Below are 15,783 nucleotides of genomic sequence, written 5' to 3' on the forward strand. Positions count from 1 at the left end.
CCGATTGATGCGGCGCCCATCAACACGTAGACCCCGCTTGTTGTCTTTTACCCCAGCATAACTTTCACAAATCCTTCATACATCACTAGAAAGAGTGATCTTTGGCCTAGACAGTGCTTAATCCGAAAATCGCCGCAGTTGTCATCAAAATGACATCAAATTGAAATATTTCGATGCAGATCCCGCACAACAGGAGGACGGCGAGAGAGCTGCCCACGTCAACGCGCGATGACCACAAAGAAAAAGGCGCAGCCTTGAACACGTCTGCACCTTTGGTAAGACGGTTCAAGCCGGCGCCCTGCACCCGGCAATGACTCAGGTATCGGCCCGGAAATGCTCCGCACTTTGGCCGGCATTGACGGCCCGCTTGAGCCAGTCGGGCGTCTCGCCCTCCCCGTCCCAGGTCTGGCCATCCGCGGTGCGATAGCGCACCTTCAGCTGGTTTCGCTGCCGCGATGGGAACGCGCCTGCCGCCGCCAGGTCGGCATACGTCAGCCCGTAGCGCGCGATCTGCAGCCGAACCCACGTAATCGCCTCGGCGCGGCGGCGCAGCGTCACGGTGGAACTGGGCTCGCTGAGGGAGGGGCGACGCGATTCGGCATGGGAGATGACGCTCGGAGAGGATTGCCCCGAATCATCGCTGTGCAAGGTCCCTGCGGACCCGCAGAGATTGCCATGGCGCGAGCACTCGCAGGTGGGGTTCGAAATAGGGTTAAAAATATCAAACATTGCTCGTGACGTGGGCTCGCACACCGGTGCTGCTGTGGGCAAGTGTGGGTAGCCTCGTGGGCAACCTGTGGGCAGGCGCAGCCTGTCCATCGGGTTGTCCATCAGGCTATCCACATGGGCCGCGCCAGCGGATGTCCACAGCCTGGTGGACCACCACGGGACCGGCATCGCCTCCGCGCAAAACAACCGCAACGCGGACACGCTGGCCGCGCATCTGCACGCCAACGACGTTTGCCGCCCGCATTGCTTGCGGGCATTTCATCGTAGGCGATCCGGCGCCCGTCTGAGGTATATCTGGCAGGATAAACGACACCTCGGACGAATGACCGAAGGCACGCTTCATTGCTCTACATTATCGTCCGTTTCTGCCCTCAAGAACGCGCCTGTTATCGCATGGTGGATTGGTCCGTAGACACAAATACGCTTGGATTAGGCCATTGATTAGGGAACGCACTGTCACGTACCGCCGAATATTTCAATAGCGATTTTGGGCGTGGGTTGAATATACCTTCCCTGAGAACCAAAGGGCGAGGAAGCTAACAAACGAGCAACTCCCCGCAAAGGATTTCCATCACATTGCTTCAGGCGAAGCGTTTGCTAACATTATTCGACTGGAGGTACCCGCGATGCCACCGATCCCTATCCAGTCCGGCGAGATACTCATTGCCGTACCCGAACTAAGCCGTGTGATTGGCGTACTGCAGTGTAGCTATGAGGTCGACATCTAGCCCTCCCCAGAGGGCGGCTTGACCATACACTTCACCATCAAAGATAAGCGGTATACCCTTGCAACCGTGCGAGGCGGCATCCGGCGTTCGCGGCAGCTCGAAGTGGCCCTGCTGTTTCTGCAAATGCAGTGCCATCGATGGCGAAGGGCGCGACCCCATACTGATTTATGGACGCTTTCGTCTGATGAGCAATCGCTGGAAAGGCCCCAGCGCCTTGATTCTGGCTGATCGGGTTCATCGTGGTCTACCGTCTGTTCCAGGACTACGTGCTGAATCCCTACCTGATGAGCGAAGGGGTCAAGGTCAGTCCGCTCCTCGTCATCGTGGGGTTGCTTGCAGGCGAGCAGTTGGGCGGCGTCGCAGGCATTTTCCTGTCGGTGCCCGTCATCGCCGCGCTCAAGATTGTGCTGTCGCGCGCCTGGGCAGCGCAGGGCCTGGGCCACGAGATACGCTGATGCACGGACGCCGCCATGCCCAGCAGCGCCGCGGGAATGACGACTGGGATACCACACCACCACTAGAAGGGAGGCGACCATGACGGCTCCACCGAATCCGAAGCTGAACCATCTGCTGTCCGTGCTGCCGCCAGCGGAATGGGAGAGCATCGCGCCGCAGCTTGTCTGGGTCGACATGCCGCTCGGGCACGTCGTTTATGAATCGGGCGACCGCCCCGAATTCGTCTACTTTCCCGTCACGTCCATCGTCTCCCTGCTCTATGTCATGGAAGACGGCTCTTCGGGCGAGATCGCGATCGTCGGCAACGAGGGCTTGGTCGGCATCGCCATCTTCATGGGCGGGGAAACCACCCCCAGCCGTGCCGTGGTTCAGAGTGCGGGCGGCGCTTACCGCCTCAGTGCCCGCATTCTCAAGCAAGAGTTCGCCCGCGCCGGGGCCATGCAGCGTCTGTTGTTGCGCTACACCCAGGCGCTCATTACCCAGATGGCCCAGACCGCCGTCTGCAACCGGCACCACTCGATCGACCAGCAGTTGTGTCGCTGGCTCCTCCTGAGCCTGGACCGCCTGCCCTCCAACGAGCTGCGCATGACCCAGGAGCTGATTGCCAACATGCTGGGGGTGCGCAGGTCCGGTGTCACCGAAGCCGCGTTGAAGCTGCAGACCGCCGGGTTGATCCGTTACAGCCACGGAACCATCGAAGTCCTCGACCGCCCCGGCCTCGAGCGTCGCGTCTGCGAATGCTATGCCGTGGTCAAGCGCGAGTTCGATCGCCTGCTTCCTGACCTCGAGGCGCTCTGACCAGCAATACGCCGACTTCATCAGGAATCCAGTTTGGCCTCTTTCCGGCTCCCCTCCCAGTACGGGGGCGTGCCATAGTACTGATGGATGCTGGTGGCCCATTGCGTATCCGCCATGCTAGGCCAGTGATTCTGATCAAAGCCCGGCGCGGCTTCCAGCTGCTTCTTGTCGATGCCCAGCACGAAGCTCTTGCGTACAGTGTCGAGCGTCAGAGCAGACCATGGCACCGCGAACAGCTTCGTGCCGACACCTAGAAAACCTCCGAATGACAGCACCGCATAGGCGATTTGCCCGCGGGGAACATCCAGCATGATGTGATCGATCTTGCCGAGCTTCTCACCGCTCGGGCCAAGAACCGGATCGCCGTTGAGTGTGTCGGCAGCCATGATGACGGGGCCGGGGCCGGCGCCCTTCAGCTGACCGTTGCCGACGATGGCAGCGCGCGGTCCGCTGCTTTGGTGGTCCAATTCGTTGATGTTCATGGTGTGACTCCAGATAAGGTGATTAGCCATTGAACCGGCGACTGCGCCGGCGGGGGGATACGTCAATGCGCACGGCTTTTGCCCTTGTGCCGTAGAGTGGGCTCGACGCGGGAAGCCTGCCTCTTGCTACCGACAGCCAGGCTCCAATCTGTCTTGTCGAGCGAGGTACTGAGCTGACGCTCCGCATACATGGCCGCACCCGGCGAGATTGGGTCGCTCGCCGGAAAGGTCATCTCAAGCGATGCGTCCACAGCGGATTGATAGGTGTGCCCTTCATCCGCGGCAGGTATGCATCCGCAAGCAGCAGGCTCCGACTTTCTGTGCTGTGCGGTGGTAGTGACTTTGTGCATGATTGCTCCCGTGTTGCATTGACGCGCTGCGCAGGCCGCGGGCATCAAGGCTTCGGCTGCTTCTTGAACGCTTCCTTGGCATCGCCATACGCCGCCTGCGCCTTACCGGCAATCTGTTCGACCTTTCCTTTCGCTGCCGTGGCGTCCTTTCCGGTGACCTTGCCAACGGCTTCAGTCAACTTGCCCTTCGCTTCCTCAAGACGGCCCTTCACTTGATCCTTGTTCATGGCAATGCTCCTGCGCTTTCGGCGCTCAGTTGGTCGTGGGGGATGCCGTGCCTTGACGCGCCGCGCTCGGACCATTCCACTTCATTACCCGGCGATGCGCATACCAAAACAAGACCTTGCCCAACGAAACCGCATGATGTCTCCGCAGACGCAGTGCCGTCTGTACGGTAGTGGACTAACTCGAGAGGGGCGGCGCAATCACCCACGCAAATTGGCTGAACCGCGTCGCAAGCTGCGATGGACCGGATCCGCCCGCGCGCAGCGAATCGCCATCCCTGGCTCTTTTCACCAGGCCCTGCATCTTCGTACGCTGTCGTACCGTAACGCACTCCGCATTGACATACGCTCAAGATGGCTCTTCCACGATGGAGGCAAAGATGCGAGAAAAACGTTTCCTAACAATGACGGCGATGGCTCTTGCCGCAGTCGTCGGACTCATGACTCCCGGCTGCACAACGACTGGAACGTCTGACTCGGCCGCCCATCAAGTCGACAAGCGACACGCGATTGATACAGCCGCCGACTCGACGCTTGCGCGTCTCTATACTGCCGCCAGCGGGTCGCGCGAACTGGTCGGCAAGGCCCGTGGTGTACTGGTGTTCCCATCGGTCATTGCCGCCGGATTCGGCATAGGCGGCCAATATGGTGAGGGGGTATTGCGCGTGGGCGGTGGGACGACCGGGTACTACAGCACGACAACGGCATCGATTGGATTGCAGATTGGCGCCCAATCGAAAGCAATCATCTTCCTCTTCATGACACAGGAGGCGCTGGACCGATTTCGCAATAGCGAGGGGTGGTCTGTAGGCGGTGACGCATCGGTTGCCGTCCTGAAAGTGGGCGCCAACGGCAACATCGACAGTTCGACCGCGACGGGGCCGATCGAGGCATTCGTTCTCACCAACAGTGGGTTGATGGCAGGCGTGACGCTCGAGGGCACGAAAGTCACCAAACTCAAATCTCTTTAGTGCAGTCGCGAGGAGGCCGCCATGCGCGCCCTTATCTATACGGTCCTGGGGATATGGATGGCCTCGCTGGCCGGTTGCCTGTGGGTTCCTGACGACGGCTACAACGATGGCCGGCAAGGTGGCTATGAACGTGATCATCGTGGCGGTTACGAAGGTCATCGCCAGGGCGGCTACGAGAGCGACCACGGTGATAGAGACCGTGAGCACCGCTAACGAAGCCGTTATTGGCAGGCCCCGCTCACGAGGGGCGATCGCCGCTTTGCGCCCCGCACGAGACACGCATTCCACATGCTGGTGCGTACGCTACCGAACCGTTTTCAGGCCCGCAGTACTCTATTCTTCAAGACAATGAGGAACGCTCAAATCGCTCGGACTATGCCCGGGAAACCTTGAGCGTCACCCTCATGATGAAACAACCGTGGAGCGCTTTTTGCCTGGCTCGTGCACACGGAGTGGGGGGAACCTACAAAACAAGGAGGGCATCATGTCTCTCGGACTCGTACTTCTCATTGTCTTAGCCGTTTTGCTGGTTGGGGCATTCCCAAGGTGGTCCTACAGCAACGGGTGGGGCTACGCGCCAAGCGGTGCGCTCGGCGTGGGTCTGCTCATCGTTCTCGTCCTCTTGCTCATGGGGCGACTTTAAAGCCGACGATCCGATACGCCCTACGGAACGCGAAGCACAGGCGGCAGCACACTACGAGAAAGAGGCCAACGTGATGCTCGATCAAACCATTCTCCAGTTTCCAGACATGGAGCGCGACGCATTTCGCGAGGTGTGCCTGCGCCACGGCCTCGCACCCGACGGCTTTGAGGTGTCCTCCACCGAACATTTCTCCACCGATGCCCCATCCGAGGCGCTGGACCGTAGCGTCATCGTCCGGATGGGCAAGACCATGCGCGAATACGACGGTGCTCATGGCCCTGACTGGACAGTCGATTTTGAAGACGACATCCGCTCGCACGTCTTCGGGTAAAGACATCACGCAGACATTGCGAGCGACCGTCTCCAGAACCCTGGCCCCGTTTCTCATGGTTTGCAGTACCACTTGCCGGCGAGGCGCCATATGAATCCCATCACCGCATTCATCGTTGTCCTTCTCTTGGCTGTGGGGGCCGCTGCAGGCATGTTCGGCTCGGTTCTGCTGGCGCCCGTGTTCTGGATTGCGGCAATCCTCGTCGCGTCAACACTCAAGATGGCAAACGCCTGGCAGAAGTTCGTCATCCTGCGTGCAGGCAAGCTGCAAAGCGTGAAAGGGCCCGGGCTGTTCATGATCCTGCCGATCGTCGACAGCGTCACCGCTGTGATCGACGAGCGCATTCAAACAACCGGATTCAATGCCGAGCAGGCATTGACGAAAGACACGGTGCCGGTCAATGTCGACGCGATCATCTTCTGGCACGTTCACGATGCGCAGAAGGCCGCGCTGGCCATTACCGACTACCGTCAGGCCATCGACCGCGTCGCCCAGACGTCGCTGCGTGAAATGATCGGCGCCTCCATGCTTTCGGCACTGCTATCGGACCGGAAGGCGGCAGACGAGCAATTGCGCGCCGAGATCGGCGAGAAGACTGCAGCATGGGGCGTGACCGTATCGTCAGTCGAAGTGCGCGACGTGGCCATCCCCGTGGCGCTGCAGGACGCAATGTCCCGGCAGGCACAGGCCGAACGCGAGAAACAGGCCCGCGTCATCCTGGGTTCTGCTGAAGCGGCCATCGCCGCCAAGTTCGTCGAGGCTGCGGGCATGTACGAAGGCCATCCGCAAGCGCTTCAACTGCGTGCCATGAACATCATCTATGAGACCACCAAGGAGCGTGGCGCCACGATCCTGATGCCGACCTCCATGGTCGACAGCATGAATCCCGTTGCGGTGGCCTTTGGCGTTTCCGGCAGCTCGGAGCAAACCAGCGCTGTCTTGCCGCTCAAGTCGGCTGCGGCTGCGGCCGCCGCTTAAGCCAACCACCTTTGATTCATGAGAACGGGTTGGAAAGCGGCATGCCACCACTAGTGTGGGCATGCCGCTTCGACTTCCTGGGCTGCAATCATTTGCCGACCTGATTGCCGACGACACCACCGACGACTGCACCGCCCACTGTCCCTACCGCGCTACCGCCTGTCAGGACAGCGCCTGCCACACCACCGACACCGGCGCCGATTGCAGTGTCCGTACCTCGCCGGGACATCCCGGCACACCCGCCCGCAAGCGTCACGACCACCAGCATCGCGCCGCACAGTTGTGCTATCCGATTGCCACGCATTTTGTGCACCTCCACCCCGATCGCAGGCCACCGCGTGCTGTTGCGGAGAACGCAAAACCAGGACTCGAATTTTCTGTACGGACCACAAGCGGCGTACAGCCAATCAGGGCATTCCTGCGTCAGCACGTGAGCGTGACTGCCGCCCGAACGCCCCGATAACTAGCATCCTCGCTCGCGCGAAGGGTGTCGGTACGGTGGCAGACGCAGTCGTCACCCGCCCAGGTGTGCATCCCCTGAACTCAAGCGGCGGACCCAGTGCGTGGGTCACGCTCAATATGGACCGAGTTCTGTACGGTACCGAGCCGACGACGTTTCGCCCCGGCCTTACGCTGCAGTCTCAAATAACAGTGAATCGGCACTTCCCGACATACCGAGGCAACCGCAACAAGGACATCTATGATCAGTTCGCTTGACCTCCCCAACGGAACGCTTGAAATCCGCACGCTGCAGCGTAGTGACCGGCGATGGTTCTCCGAATATCGCTTCACGCACAGTGATGGAAGCGGCACCGGCTGGGAAGCAGCTGCAATCCCAGAGGGGTTCGTTTCCTCCGGATTGGCATTCAGCGCCGGGATACTTCTGGGGCAACAATGCGCGGAACTCACCCGGTAAGGGAGAAGAGGCAGCGCCACCCGAGGGAGCTACGCCGCCAACACGTTGCATGACGTCAACATCGGCATGCAGGCACTCTGCCTGCATGCCGATGCCTACAGCAGAAACATCGCCATGGCCGCAACCCCCATGATCGCCGTGGCCGCCCAACCCAGGACGATCAATGGCCGGCTTGCGGTATAGGGGCCCATCACTGCGGGCTTCGACACGAGCAGGATGATGACCGCCATCAGCGGAACCGCCACCACACCATTGATGACCGCGCTCCAGAAAAGCGCCTTCATCGGACGGATCGGCGAGTACTGGATTGCCAGCCCTGCGAGTACGCTCAAGGCGATGATGCTGTAGAACCCACGGGCATCGCTCACTTTCCGCTCCAGCCCTTCTTTCCAGCCCATCGCTTCGGACAGCGCGTAGGCGCCTGAGCCTGCCAGCACTGGCACGCCGATCAGCCCCACCCCCAGGATCCCGACGGTGAACAGCACGTACGCAAAGTCTCCAGCAAGCGGCCGCAAGGCACTGGCCGCCTGCGCCGCGGTCGTGATGTCGGTCACGCCAGAAACATGCAAAGTCACCCCCGTGGCGAGGATGATGAAGTAGGCGGTCACGTTGGAGTAGAGCATGCCGCTCCACGTGTCCCAGCGAATGCGCCGCAGCTCGGTGCGGGCCTTGGCTCCATCGGCTTTCAACGAGGGGTGCGCCCGCATGTCCTCGACCTCTTCGGAAGCCTGCCAAAAGAAGAGGTAGGGGCTGATAGTGGTACCGAACACGGCAACCACCATCGATGCGGCACTGGCATCGAGTCTCACACTGGGCCACACCGTGTGCAGCGCCACGCGGCTCCACGGCACGTGCACGGTAAACAAGACTGCGGCATACGCCAGCAGAGACGCCGTCAGCCACTTCAGAAAGAAAACGTATCGGTGGTAAGGAACGAATATCTGCAGTGCCAGGGTGCCGAACACCACCAACGCCGTCATGACATGCCGGTCGATGCCGGAAACGAGTTCCGCGACCTCGCCCATCGCCGCAACGTCAGCGGCAATATTCAACGTATTTGCGATCAGCAACAGCAACACGACGATACGCAACACAATCGGCGGGAAGACGTCCTTGATGTTGGCCGCAAGTCCCTTGCCCGTGACGCGTCCCATGTTTGCGCACATGGACTGCATGGCCGCCATCAACGGAAACGTAAGCGGCATTGTCCACAGCATCTCCAGGCCAAACTGTGCCCCGGCCTGCGAATAGGTCGCGATTCCGCTCGGGTCGTCGTCGGCGACGCCCGTGATCAACCCGGGCCCGACATGGGACAATGGATGCGCATTCAAGCGCGCCCGCAGAGCGCGATACAAATTGGGCCGGGCCTGTCCGTTGCCGTCCATGTTGGCTTCCTCTCCGTCCCCCAGCGCTTGGCTGGAGTTGATCGACGCGATGTTCTAGTACCGGATCTTAGAGCGGCTCGCGTCTTGCTCGTGTATCAGCGTATGGGGGTTTCCCCAGACAAGCGGGGGTGATGCGCAGCATCGCTGGACTGTCGTCTTGCTTCCAACATTTTCTGCGACATGGTGCTTGGAACGCGCATCTATTCCCACTATTCTTTACCAGGAACGGGCGCGCATTCTGGACGCCACCGCTTCTCTATCGAGAGACAACATGGGCGCTTACGACAAGCTTGATGCCGCACTGAATGCGTTCGAAAAGCGCAAGGCGGAGGAGAAGGAAGAGGCTGCAGACAAGCAAAGTGCAGCGGAAACTTTTCGGGCCGAGTTTGCAGCGTTCCGGACGAAGACAGTGCATCCTGTGTTTGAGGATATCGGCGCACACCTGCAAAAGCGCGGCCACGGCTTCAAGGTCGAGATGACCGCCTTCAGCGCGACGCTCCATGTGTTTCCCGACGCCAAAGAACAGGCGGCATCTCTCTCGGAACGCGCCGCCCAATACCCCAAGATCACCCTGATCGGCGACGCACTGGACCAGAAGATTCACGTGCACATGGTCGTTTCCAACCATAACGGTATGGCGTCCACCTCCGAAATAACCTTTGATCTGCGAGAGCTTACCGCGAACACTCTGCGTGACCTAGTCGTGGAATGCCTTGCCAAGTCCTTTGCAGGGTGAATGGGATCGACCATTCTCGCCGTCGAATTGCGAACATCATGTGCGCAACCCTTCAGCCAGGTGCACGTCGCCCCAAGCCTGTCGCAAAGGGGCCACGACGTGCCTCTCCTAAAGGCACTGCCTGCTTCAGCGTGCAAGCTCGGCGCACTGTTGCCCCAGCAGTATCCCGGCGCTGAATGCGAGGCCAGAAGAAATGAAGCCTTCTGGGATGGTGGCCTCTGCCCATGCTGTGGCATGTCCATCATTGGGCGTGAAACGATATTCGGAAAACCATCGTCGATCGCTGCGTTGTTTTGTGCGTATTTCAAGCGTTCCGTTTGGCAAGTCAAGCGAATTGATCATAGAGATGCTCGCTGCGGTGCCCTCGGTATGCCGGACTGTGCCGGTTCACTGTTATTTGGGATTCCAGAATAGTCTTCGGGTAGGGCTCTGTCAGATGAGTACCGTATGGAAGCAGGTCAAATAGTGTCCTAGGTCAATGCTGTTACGCCGTCGCCACTATGCGGGAAGACAGCGGAGTGTCGGGCCACGTGATCCGCACGTCTGTCACTGCCCGGGCACTTTCACAGTTCCTCTCGCATTTCTGCCTACAGCGACAAAGCAGATCCATACCAAGCGCGATGACATCGATTGGAAGCTTGAGTCCGACAGCGCAACGCACGCCATTCACGCCGTGCACGCAGCCCGACCGCCATGGAGAAAAGGAGCGCGGGCAGTTGCGGCGTGACGGAGGATGAGCTCCATGCTCGTCACCTGCATGGCAAGCACCGCAGGCCACACCGCTTTACGCACACTCGTCGCGAGCCAAGTCGGCCGAAACATCGGTCCAAAGAAAGAAGCTCGGGGTCCGTCATTCGCGAATGACCGTCACCCCTCGGCTAGCTTCGAGTGATTGTTCTGATTGGCCCCTGCCGGTTCAGCACATCGACCACCACACGCTCGCCGGAGCGACGCACCGCCACATCCGCACTGCCTTCACCGACTGCTAGGTTGCGGAAGACCACTTCGTCAAGGAAGGGCGGCAGCGACGGAGACTCGAAGGTGATTGCCGGCTCGAGCGTGTCGAAGTCGAGCCCCAGGCAGGCCTGCAAAAGCAGCAGCGGAGCGGCCGCCGCCCAGGCCTGCGGAGAGCACGCCACCGGATAGAACGTCGGGCCTTGGCTACGCTGGCGTGAAAAGCCGCAGAACAGCTCGGGCAGCCGGCGCAGCTCAATGTAGCTGGCGGCCGCGAACAGGCCCTCAAAGATGCGGCTGGCTTCGGGATGGTAGCCGTAGCGTGCCATGCCCGCGGCGATCAGAGCGTTGTCGTGCGGCCAAACCGAGCCGTTGTGGTAGCTCATCGGATTGAAGCGTGCTGCATCGGTACATACGGTACGGACGCCCCAGCCGCAGAATGCGTTGCTGTCCATCAGCGCAGCCACCACCGAAGGCGCGCGCTCGGGCAGCGCGATGCCAGTAAACAAGGCGTGGCCGGCATTGGATGCACGTACACGGCATGGGCGCTTCTCGCCGTCCAGCGCCAGCACGTAGGTGCCCAGTGCGGCGTCGTAGAAACGCGCGTCGAAAGCCTCACGCAGCATGTCCGCCCTGGCCGCATAGACCGCTGCGCTCTCGTGATCGCCCAGCGCCGCACTGATCGACGCTGCTGCCCGCCAAGCACCATAGGTGTAGGCCTGCACCTCGGCCAACGCAATCGGGCCCGGGGCAAGCTGCCCGTCTTCATGAAAGACCGAATCGCGGCTGTCTTTCCAGCCCTGGTTGATGAGGCCTTCCGGCGACTGTCGGCCATATTCGACAAACAGGTCGCCATCGCGGTCGCCATAGTCGTTGATCCAGTCCAGCGCAGCCCGGATGTGCGGCCACAGAGCGCGCATGGTTTCGACATCGCCGGTGCGCCGCAGGTAGGCACCGGCCAGCAGCACGAACAACGGCGTGGCATCCACGCTGCCGTAGTAGAGTCCGAACGGCACTTCCCTCAGCCTCGCCATTTCGCCATGGCGCATTTCATGCAGGATCTTGCCCGGCTCGGCATCGGCCTGTGGGTCAACCGTTTTCGCCTGCATCGCGGCAAGGTATTGCAGCACGCCGCGGGCAATTTCCGGGTCGAGCCAAAGCGTCTGCAGCGCGGTAATCAGGGCATCGCGCCCGAACACCGTGCTGAACCATGGAATGCCGGCATACGGATACGGTCCGTATTCGGTGTTGGTCAGCAACATGTACAGGTCCGATACGCTGCGCCGGGCCATTTCATTGAAGAGTTCATTGGAGGTCGTGATGGATGCCGCGCGGCGGGTCGCACGCCGCAACTCGCGCCGCGACTGCAGCAGTGCGCTGAGGAAGGATTGGGGCTCCACGGGCTCGGGCTGCATCGCTTCGCAGCGGATCTCCATGCGAAGTACCTGCGAGCACGACGGCTCGAGCGTCAGGTTGAAACTCGCGCTGCCACCGCCCAGCTCGGCCGGCGCCGGATCAAAGGCGAGCCGGGTCTCGCGCCGCACCTCGTCCAGACCGGCATAGCTCAGTGTGACCGTCGCACCCGCGACATCCGGCGTATGCACCGTGCCGCGCCGCAGCCGCCGCGTACCACGCACTTCGAAAAGGTCGGCAAAGTCGGCATCGAAGGCAATATCCACGCGCACGCTTCGTGACACGTCGTCATAGTTGCGCACGCTCAGCCGCTCATAGCAGGCGCCGTTCCAAAGGAAGCGCGACCTGCGCAGGTGGATCAGATCGTGCTCCAGCCACAGGCGACCGTTCTCGTCGAACAGGTCAGGATTGGTCAGGTCGCAGGTCAACGAGGCGTTGTCGTCGCGCAATGTGGAGGACAGCAGCATAGGCCGCGCCCCATCGATGGTCAGGCGTAGATAGGAGAGGTGCCTGGTATCGAAATGAAACAGCCCTTCCGGACTGCCTAGCACACCGAGGGCATCGCCGTTATGGTCGAACAGCGCGAAGGTGTCTCCGTGTTTGAGCGTGCGAGGCCGGCGCTCCTGCAGCGAGGCCGCTGCCGGGATATAGAACTGCGCAACATGGGCTGCCGCGGCGGCCGGTGTTGCGCTGCCCGGCAGTTCGTTCGACGGCTCGAAATGCATGGATAAAGTCCCTCTACTCACGCGAGCACCAGTTCGCCGGAATCGCGTTCCGGCGAGTCTGCGGCGCCAGGTTCGGTTAGGCTTCGGTAGATCCGCACGTATTCGCGCGTCATCCGATCGACGGTAAAGCGCGCCTCGAAGGCTGCACGCACGGCAGCGCGCGGGAGGGTGCTCACGCTATGCACGGCCGCCACCGCTTCATCGACGTTGCGCACGATATATCCATTGACGCCGGCCTCAATCACTTCAGGCACCGAGCCGCATGAAAACGCGACCACAGGAGTGCCACACGCCATCGCCTCGATCATCACCAGCCCGAACGGTTCTGGCCAGTCGATGGGGAATAGCAGCGCGAGCGCATTGCCGAGGAAGGCGGATTTTTCATGCTCGTCGATCTCGCCGAGGTATTCGACATTCGGGTGCGCCGCCACAAGTGGGCGGATGGTGCTCTCCCAGTAGGCGCGATCGACCTCGTCAATCTTGGCGGCGATCTTCAGCGGTAGCCCGGCGCGTGCCGCAATCGCGATGGCATGGTCGGGGCGCTTCTCCGGCGAAATCCGGCCGAGAAACGCCAGGTAGTCGCCGCGTGGATTTGCACAGCAGGTCAGTAGGTTCGTCGGCAGGCCATGGTGCACGGTGCCGGCCCAGTTCACCGGGGGCATCGGCGCGCGCTGGGCGGTGGAAACCGAAACTAGCGGGAAATGCGGGAAGCGCGCGTAGAACGGCAGCAGATCCGGCAGGTCCAGGCGGCCATGCAAGGTGGTCACGGCCCGCACCGGCATGCACCGCAGCAGCGGGTACTGCATCATGTCGATATGAAAATGCAGCACATCAAAGCTGCTGGCACGCGCCATGACTCTGTCCAGCATCATCACGTAATACGGCAACGGATCGCGCACGTGCGTATCAAGACGTAGCGCCACGTCGCAGCACGGTACCAGTTCAGCAAGTGTGGCCGAATCCCCGCTTGCGAACAACGTGACTTCGTGGCCCTGCCGCACCAGTTCTTCGGTCAGGTAGGAGACGATGCGCTCCGTGCCGCCATACAGGCTGGGCGGGCAACGCTCCGCAAGTGGTGCAATCTGCGCAATCTTCATCGGTACCCCCGCGTCTTGTATGTAGCAATACTGGAGGCTGGAGTGACCGCGCCGGAGCCTGGGCCGGCGAACGATCAAAAGGGCCGCCCTCAATTTCAGGCTGTCGTGCCCAGGATTGAAGTGCGCGGTAAGGCCCTGCTCGCGCCGCGCGCGGAAGTCCTGCCTTTACAGTAAATCAAAGCGTCATGAAATTCGTCTTCAATTTGACGCCACTAGGTCAGTTGCACGGGACGTGCAGAAGGCAGCATCGCCTCGCTGTCCGGTGCGCGGGCCAATGCTTCGCCCACAGGCGCAGGATGGGATGTCTCTCGCGTGTCGTCCGTACGCTACCGTTCAAACGGACTTTGCGGCGGACCAGCCCAGGCGGGGTGGGATATCGATGATTCCAGATGTGCAGCAGTCAGATCGCCTGAAGGTCAGGGAGGAGACGATCAAACTCCCGCTTGACCACGGCGTAGCATTCACAGACGCGGCCCTCGAGGCCTGGCCGATCCAGCACTTCGATATTGCCGTGGCTATAGCGGATCAATCAGGCGGTCTGCAGCTTCAGCGCCGCCTCGGTGACACCGGATCTGCGCACACCCAGCATGTCGGCGATCAGTTCCTGCGTCATGCGCAGCTCGTTGGACGGCAGGCGGTCCAGGCTCAGCAGCAGCCAACGACACAACTGCTGGTCGATCGAGTGGTGGCGATTGCAGACCGCCGTTTGTGCCATCTGTGTTAACGCGCGAGCAGAATTCACCCACCGGGGGTCAAATTTAGCTGCGCGCCAACACCCCCTCAAGTCAAAATGCGGCGCTAAGGCCTTTTGCGGTCTTCGCCTCTCCGCTGCCTAAGGTGCACTGCGCGGAATGGGCAATTGATCTATCATCCAATTCCCCCTTCCCCCTCACGTGAGCGCAGTTTGCTCGCGTCGATCCCCTAGTGGCGCTGTACTGCACTTCGAGTGAAGTCAACGTCGCACAAGCCCGCTTGGCAGGAGTGTGCAGTGCTCAACGCCCACGCCCCGACCAAGCGTGAAGCGGTTGCCCAAAATCCTTTACTCGTTTTGCCAAGATGATTCAGATCCATAGCGCAAGCCGACCATCGGCATCCAACAAGCACTGCTCCGGATGCAACTCCGATGATGGCACCTCAATCGAGATGGCCTTCGCATTTCAGCCGATCGTTGATCTGCGCACGGGCGACGCCTACGCACACGAAGCGCTCGTACGCGGGCCCAACGGAGAGCCTGCGGCATCGGTGCTCACGCAAGTGGACGAAGCCAACCGTTACCGGTTTGACCAACGATGCCGCACCACCGCAATTGAGCAGGCGGCTGAGATAGGGATGGACACCTTCCTATCCATCAACTTCATGCCGAACGCTGTGTATCAGCCAGCCGCATGTATCCGTACAACCTTTGAAGCGGCCGAAAAGTACGGCTTTCCAATCAATCGGATCATCTTCGAAACCATCGAGGGCGAAGACATCATCAACCGCCCCCACCTGCTGGAGATCTTCCGCGCCTATCAGTCGTTCGGCTTCCAAACAGCGATTGATGATTTCGGCGCCGGCCACTCCGGGCTCACCCTACTCGCCGATTTCCAGCCGGACCTGATCAAGTTGGATATGGCACTTATCCGAGGTATCGATTCAGATCTGGTGCGTCAACGCATTGTTTGCGGCGTGCTCAGCATCTGTAACGACCTCGGGATCCGCGTCATTGCCGAAGGCGTTGAAACGGCGGAGGAGCGCGACTTCCTCGCTGCCGCAGGTATCACGCTCATGCAAGGCTATCTGTTCGCTAAGCCTGCGTTCAGAGCAATGCCAACGGTATCAAACGCTCGCTGATTGTCACACGGACTTTAGCCGGACCGGCTGGCGG

17 protein-coding genes and 2 pseudogenes are annotated in these 15,783 nt (G+C 60.8%); 10 read left to right on the plus strand and 9 right to left on the minus strand.

Annotated elements, in window-relative coordinates; all coding sequences use genetic code 11:
* Positions 1-315: 315 nt before the first annotated feature.
* Positions 316-558 carry an H-NS family nucleoid-associated regulatory protein gene (locus tag ACN9M1_RS27645; protein WP_426400963.1) on the minus strand — a complete coding sequence of 81 codons (243 nt, stop codon included), beginning with the start codon at positions 556-558 and terminating at the stop codon, positions 316-318.
* Positions 559-1,678: 1,120 nt separating this feature from the next.
* Here ACN9M1_RS27645 and ACN9M1_RS27650 point away from each other — a divergent pair.
* Both ACN9M1_RS27650 and ACN9M1_RS27655 read left to right on the plus strand, forming a co-directional pair.
* Positions 1,679-1,912: pseudogene (locus tag ACN9M1_RS27650) on the plus strand (AI-2E family transporter); the annotation flags it as partial.
* Between the two features lie 79 nt (positions 1,913-1,991).
* Positions 1,992-2,711 carry a Crp/Fnr family transcriptional regulator gene (locus ACN9M1_RS27655; protein WP_021197631.1) on the plus strand — a complete coding sequence of 240 codons (720 nt, stop codon included), beginning with the start codon at positions 1,992-1,994 and terminating at the stop codon, positions 2,709-2,711.
* A gap of 20 nt (positions 2,712-2,731) precedes the next feature.
* On the opposite strand, the gene ACN9M1_RS27660 is transcribed toward ACN9M1_RS27655, so the two are convergent.
* Together ACN9M1_RS27660 and ACN9M1_RS27665 are read right to left on the minus strand one after the other, a co-directional pair.
* Positions 2,732-3,193, minus strand: a complete 462-nt coding sequence (locus ACN9M1_RS27660; RefSeq protein ID WP_021197630.1) for a PRC-barrel domain-containing protein — start codon at positions 3,191-3,193, stop codon at positions 2,732-2,734.
* Between the two features lie 394 nt (positions 3,194-3,587).
* On the minus strand, positions 3,588-3,770 hold the full coding sequence (locus ACN9M1_RS27665; protein ID WP_045204854.1) for a CsbD family protein: 183 nt from the start codon (positions 3,768-3,770) through the stop codon (positions 3,588-3,590).
* A gap of 377 nt (positions 3,771-4,147) precedes the next feature.
* Between ACN9M1_RS27665 and ACN9M1_RS27670 the strand changes: the two genes are divergently transcribed.
* The 5 genes from ACN9M1_RS27670 to ACN9M1_RS27690 all read left to right on the plus strand — a co-directional run bounded on the left by ACN9M1_RS27670 (position 4,148) and on the right by ACN9M1_RS27690 (position 6,690).
* Complete coding sequence (locus ACN9M1_RS27670) at positions 4,148-4,738, plus strand: BPSL1445 family SYLF domain-containing lipoprotein (RefSeq protein WP_031330235.1); 591 nt, start codon at positions 4,148-4,150, stop codon at positions 4,736-4,738.
* Positions 4,739-4,759: 21 nt separating this feature from the next.
* Positions 4,760-4,951 (plus strand): hypothetical protein, encoded by a 192-nt coding sequence (locus ACN9M1_RS27675; RefSeq protein WP_021197626.1) that lies wholly within the window; start codon positions 4,760-4,762, stop codon positions 4,949-4,951.
* A 271-nt stretch (positions 4,952-5,222) separates the two neighbouring features.
* Positions 5,223-5,381 (plus strand): DUF3309 family protein, encoded by a 159-nt coding sequence (locus ACN9M1_RS27680; protein WP_037026237.1) that lies wholly within the window; start codon positions 5,223-5,225, stop codon positions 5,379-5,381.
* Between the two features lie 73 nt (positions 5,382-5,454).
* A complete protein-coding gene (locus ACN9M1_RS27685) occupies positions 5,455-5,712 on the plus strand; it encodes a hypothetical protein (RefSeq protein WP_027678056.1) in 258 nt (85 codons plus the stop codon).
* 90 nt (positions 5,713-5,802) lie between these two features.
* On the plus strand, positions 5,803-6,690 hold the full coding sequence (locus ACN9M1_RS27690) for a slipin family protein (RefSeq protein ID WP_021197623.1): 888 nt from the start codon (positions 5,803-5,805) through the stop codon (positions 6,688-6,690).
* 88 nt (positions 6,691-6,778) lie between these two features.
* Here the strand turns inward: ACN9M1_RS27690 and ACN9M1_RS27695 are convergent, their stop codons facing one another.
* Positions 6,779-6,994: a glycine zipper 2TM domain-containing protein gene (locus ACN9M1_RS27695; RefSeq protein WP_080981236.1), complete on the minus strand. Its 216-nt coding sequence runs from the start codon at positions 6,992-6,994 to the stop codon at positions 6,779-6,781.
* Positions 6,995-7,390: 396 nt separating this feature from the next.
* On the opposite strand from ACN9M1_RS27695, the gene ACN9M1_RS27700 reads away from it, so the two are divergent.
* The gene (locus ACN9M1_RS27700) at positions 7,391-7,606 is read left to right on the plus strand and encodes a hypothetical protein (RefSeq protein WP_426400965.1); all 216 of its coding nucleotides are present in this window, start codon (positions 7,391-7,393) and stop codon (positions 7,604-7,606) included.
* 95 nt (positions 7,607-7,701) lie between these two features.
* On the opposite strand, the gene ACN9M1_RS27705 is transcribed toward ACN9M1_RS27700, so the two are convergent.
* Entirely contained in the window at positions 7,702-8,991 is a 1,290-nt protein-coding gene (locus tag ACN9M1_RS27705) for an NRAMP family divalent metal transporter (protein WP_426400966.1), read from the minus strand.
* Between the two features lie 271 nt (positions 8,992-9,262).
* On the opposite strand from ACN9M1_RS27705, the gene ACN9M1_RS27710 reads away from it, so the two are divergent.
* A complete protein-coding gene (locus ACN9M1_RS27710; RefSeq protein WP_426400967.1) occupies positions 9,263-9,727 on the plus strand; it encodes a hypothetical protein in 465 nt (154 codons plus the stop codon).
* A gap of 126 nt (positions 9,728-9,853) precedes the next feature.
* On the opposite strand, the gene ACN9M1_RS27715 is transcribed toward ACN9M1_RS27710, so the two are convergent.
* The 4 genes and pseudogenes from ACN9M1_RS27715 to ACN9M1_RS27730 form a co-directional block, all read right to left on the minus strand.
* Entirely contained in the window at positions 9,854-10,069 is a 216-nt protein-coding gene (locus ACN9M1_RS27715) for a hypothetical protein (protein ID WP_156158400.1), read from the minus strand.
* A 536-nt stretch (positions 10,070-10,605) separates the two neighbouring features.
* Entirely contained in the window at positions 10,606-12,819 is a 2,214-nt protein-coding gene (locus ACN9M1_RS27720) for a glycogen debranching N-terminal domain-containing protein (protein WP_426400968.1), read from the minus strand.
* Positions 12,820-12,836: 17 nt separating this feature from the next.
* On the minus strand, positions 12,837-13,916 hold the full coding sequence (locus tag ACN9M1_RS27725; RefSeq protein WP_426400969.1) for a glycosyltransferase family 4 protein: 1,080 nt from the start codon (positions 13,914-13,916) through the stop codon (positions 12,837-12,839).
* A gap of 400 nt (positions 13,917-14,316) precedes the next feature.
* A pseudogene (locus ACN9M1_RS27730) lies at positions 14,317-14,640 on the minus strand (Crp/Fnr family transcriptional regulator); the annotation flags it as partial.
* A 332-nt stretch (positions 14,641-14,972) separates the two neighbouring features.
* On the opposite strand from ACN9M1_RS27730, the gene ACN9M1_RS27735 reads away from it, so the two are divergent.
* Entirely contained in the window at positions 14,973-15,749 is a 777-nt protein-coding gene (locus ACN9M1_RS27735) for an EAL domain-containing protein (protein WP_045204846.1), read from the plus strand.
* Positions 15,750-15,783 lie beyond the last annotated feature (34 nt).

Origin of the sequence: Ralstonia sp. R-29 (assembly GCF_049913345.1) — a bacterium.
Taxonomy (GTDB): Bacteria; Pseudomonadota; Gammaproteobacteria; order Burkholderiales; family Burkholderiaceae; genus Ralstonia.

Excerpts from the sequence above, each read along its gene's own strand:
- ACN9M1_RS27655 (WP_021197631.1), top strand. The coding sequence starts at position 1,992 with ATGACGGCTCCACCGAATCCGAAGCTGAACCATCTGCTGTCCGTGCTG.
- ACN9M1_RS27660 (WP_021197630.1), bottom strand. The coding sequence starts at position 3,193 with ATGAACATCAACGAATTGGACCACCAAAGCAGCGGACCGCGCGCTGCC.
- ACN9M1_RS27665 (WP_045204854.1), bottom strand. The coding sequence starts at position 3,770 with ATGAACAAGGATCAAGTGAAGGGCCGTCTTGAGGAAGCGAAGGGCAAG.
- ACN9M1_RS27670 (WP_031330235.1), top strand. The coding sequence starts at position 4,148 with ATGCGAGAAAAACGTTTCCTAACAATGACGGCGATGGCTCTTGCCGCA.
- ACN9M1_RS27675 (WP_021197626.1), top strand. The coding sequence starts at position 4,760 with ATGCGCGCCCTTATCTATACGGTCCTGGGGATATGGATGGCCTCGCTG.
- ACN9M1_RS27680 (WP_037026237.1), top strand. The coding sequence starts at position 5,223 with ATGTCTCTCGGACTCGTACTTCTCATTGTCTTAGCCGTTTTGCTGGTT.
- ACN9M1_RS27685 (WP_027678056.1), top strand. The coding sequence starts at position 5,455 with ATGCTCGATCAAACCATTCTCCAGTTTCCAGACATGGAGCGCGACGCA.
- ACN9M1_RS27690 (WP_021197623.1), top strand. The coding sequence starts at position 5,803 with ATGAATCCCATCACCGCATTCATCGTTGTCCTTCTCTTGGCTGTGGGG.
- ACN9M1_RS27695 (WP_080981236.1), bottom strand. The coding sequence starts at position 6,994 with ATGCGTGGCAATCGGATAGCACAACTGTGCGGCGCGATGCTGGTGGTC.
- ACN9M1_RS27700 (WP_426400965.1), top strand. The coding sequence starts at position 7,391 with ATGATCAGTTCGCTTGACCTCCCCAACGGAACGCTTGAAATCCGCACG.
- ACN9M1_RS27705 (WP_426400966.1), bottom strand. The coding sequence starts at position 8,991 with ATGGACGGCAACGGACAGGCCCGGCCCAATTTGTATCGCGCTCTGCGG.
- ACN9M1_RS27710 (WP_426400967.1), top strand. The coding sequence starts at position 9,263 with ATGGGCGCTTACGACAAGCTTGATGCCGCACTGAATGCGTTCGAAAAG.
- ACN9M1_RS27715 (WP_156158400.1), bottom strand. The coding sequence starts at position 10,069 with ATGATCAATTCGCTTGACTTGCCAAACGGAACGCTTGAAATACGCACA.
- ACN9M1_RS27720 (WP_426400968.1), bottom strand. The coding sequence starts at position 12,819 with ATGCATTTCGAGCCGTCGAACGAACTGCCGGGCAGCGCAACACCGGCC.
- ACN9M1_RS27725 (WP_426400969.1), bottom strand. The coding sequence starts at position 13,916 with ATGAAGATTGCGCAGATTGCACCACTTGCGGAGCGTTGCCCGCCCAGC.
- ACN9M1_RS27735 (WP_045204846.1), top strand. The coding sequence starts at position 14,973 with ATGATTCAGATCCATAGCGCAAGCCGACCATCGGCATCCAACAAGCAC.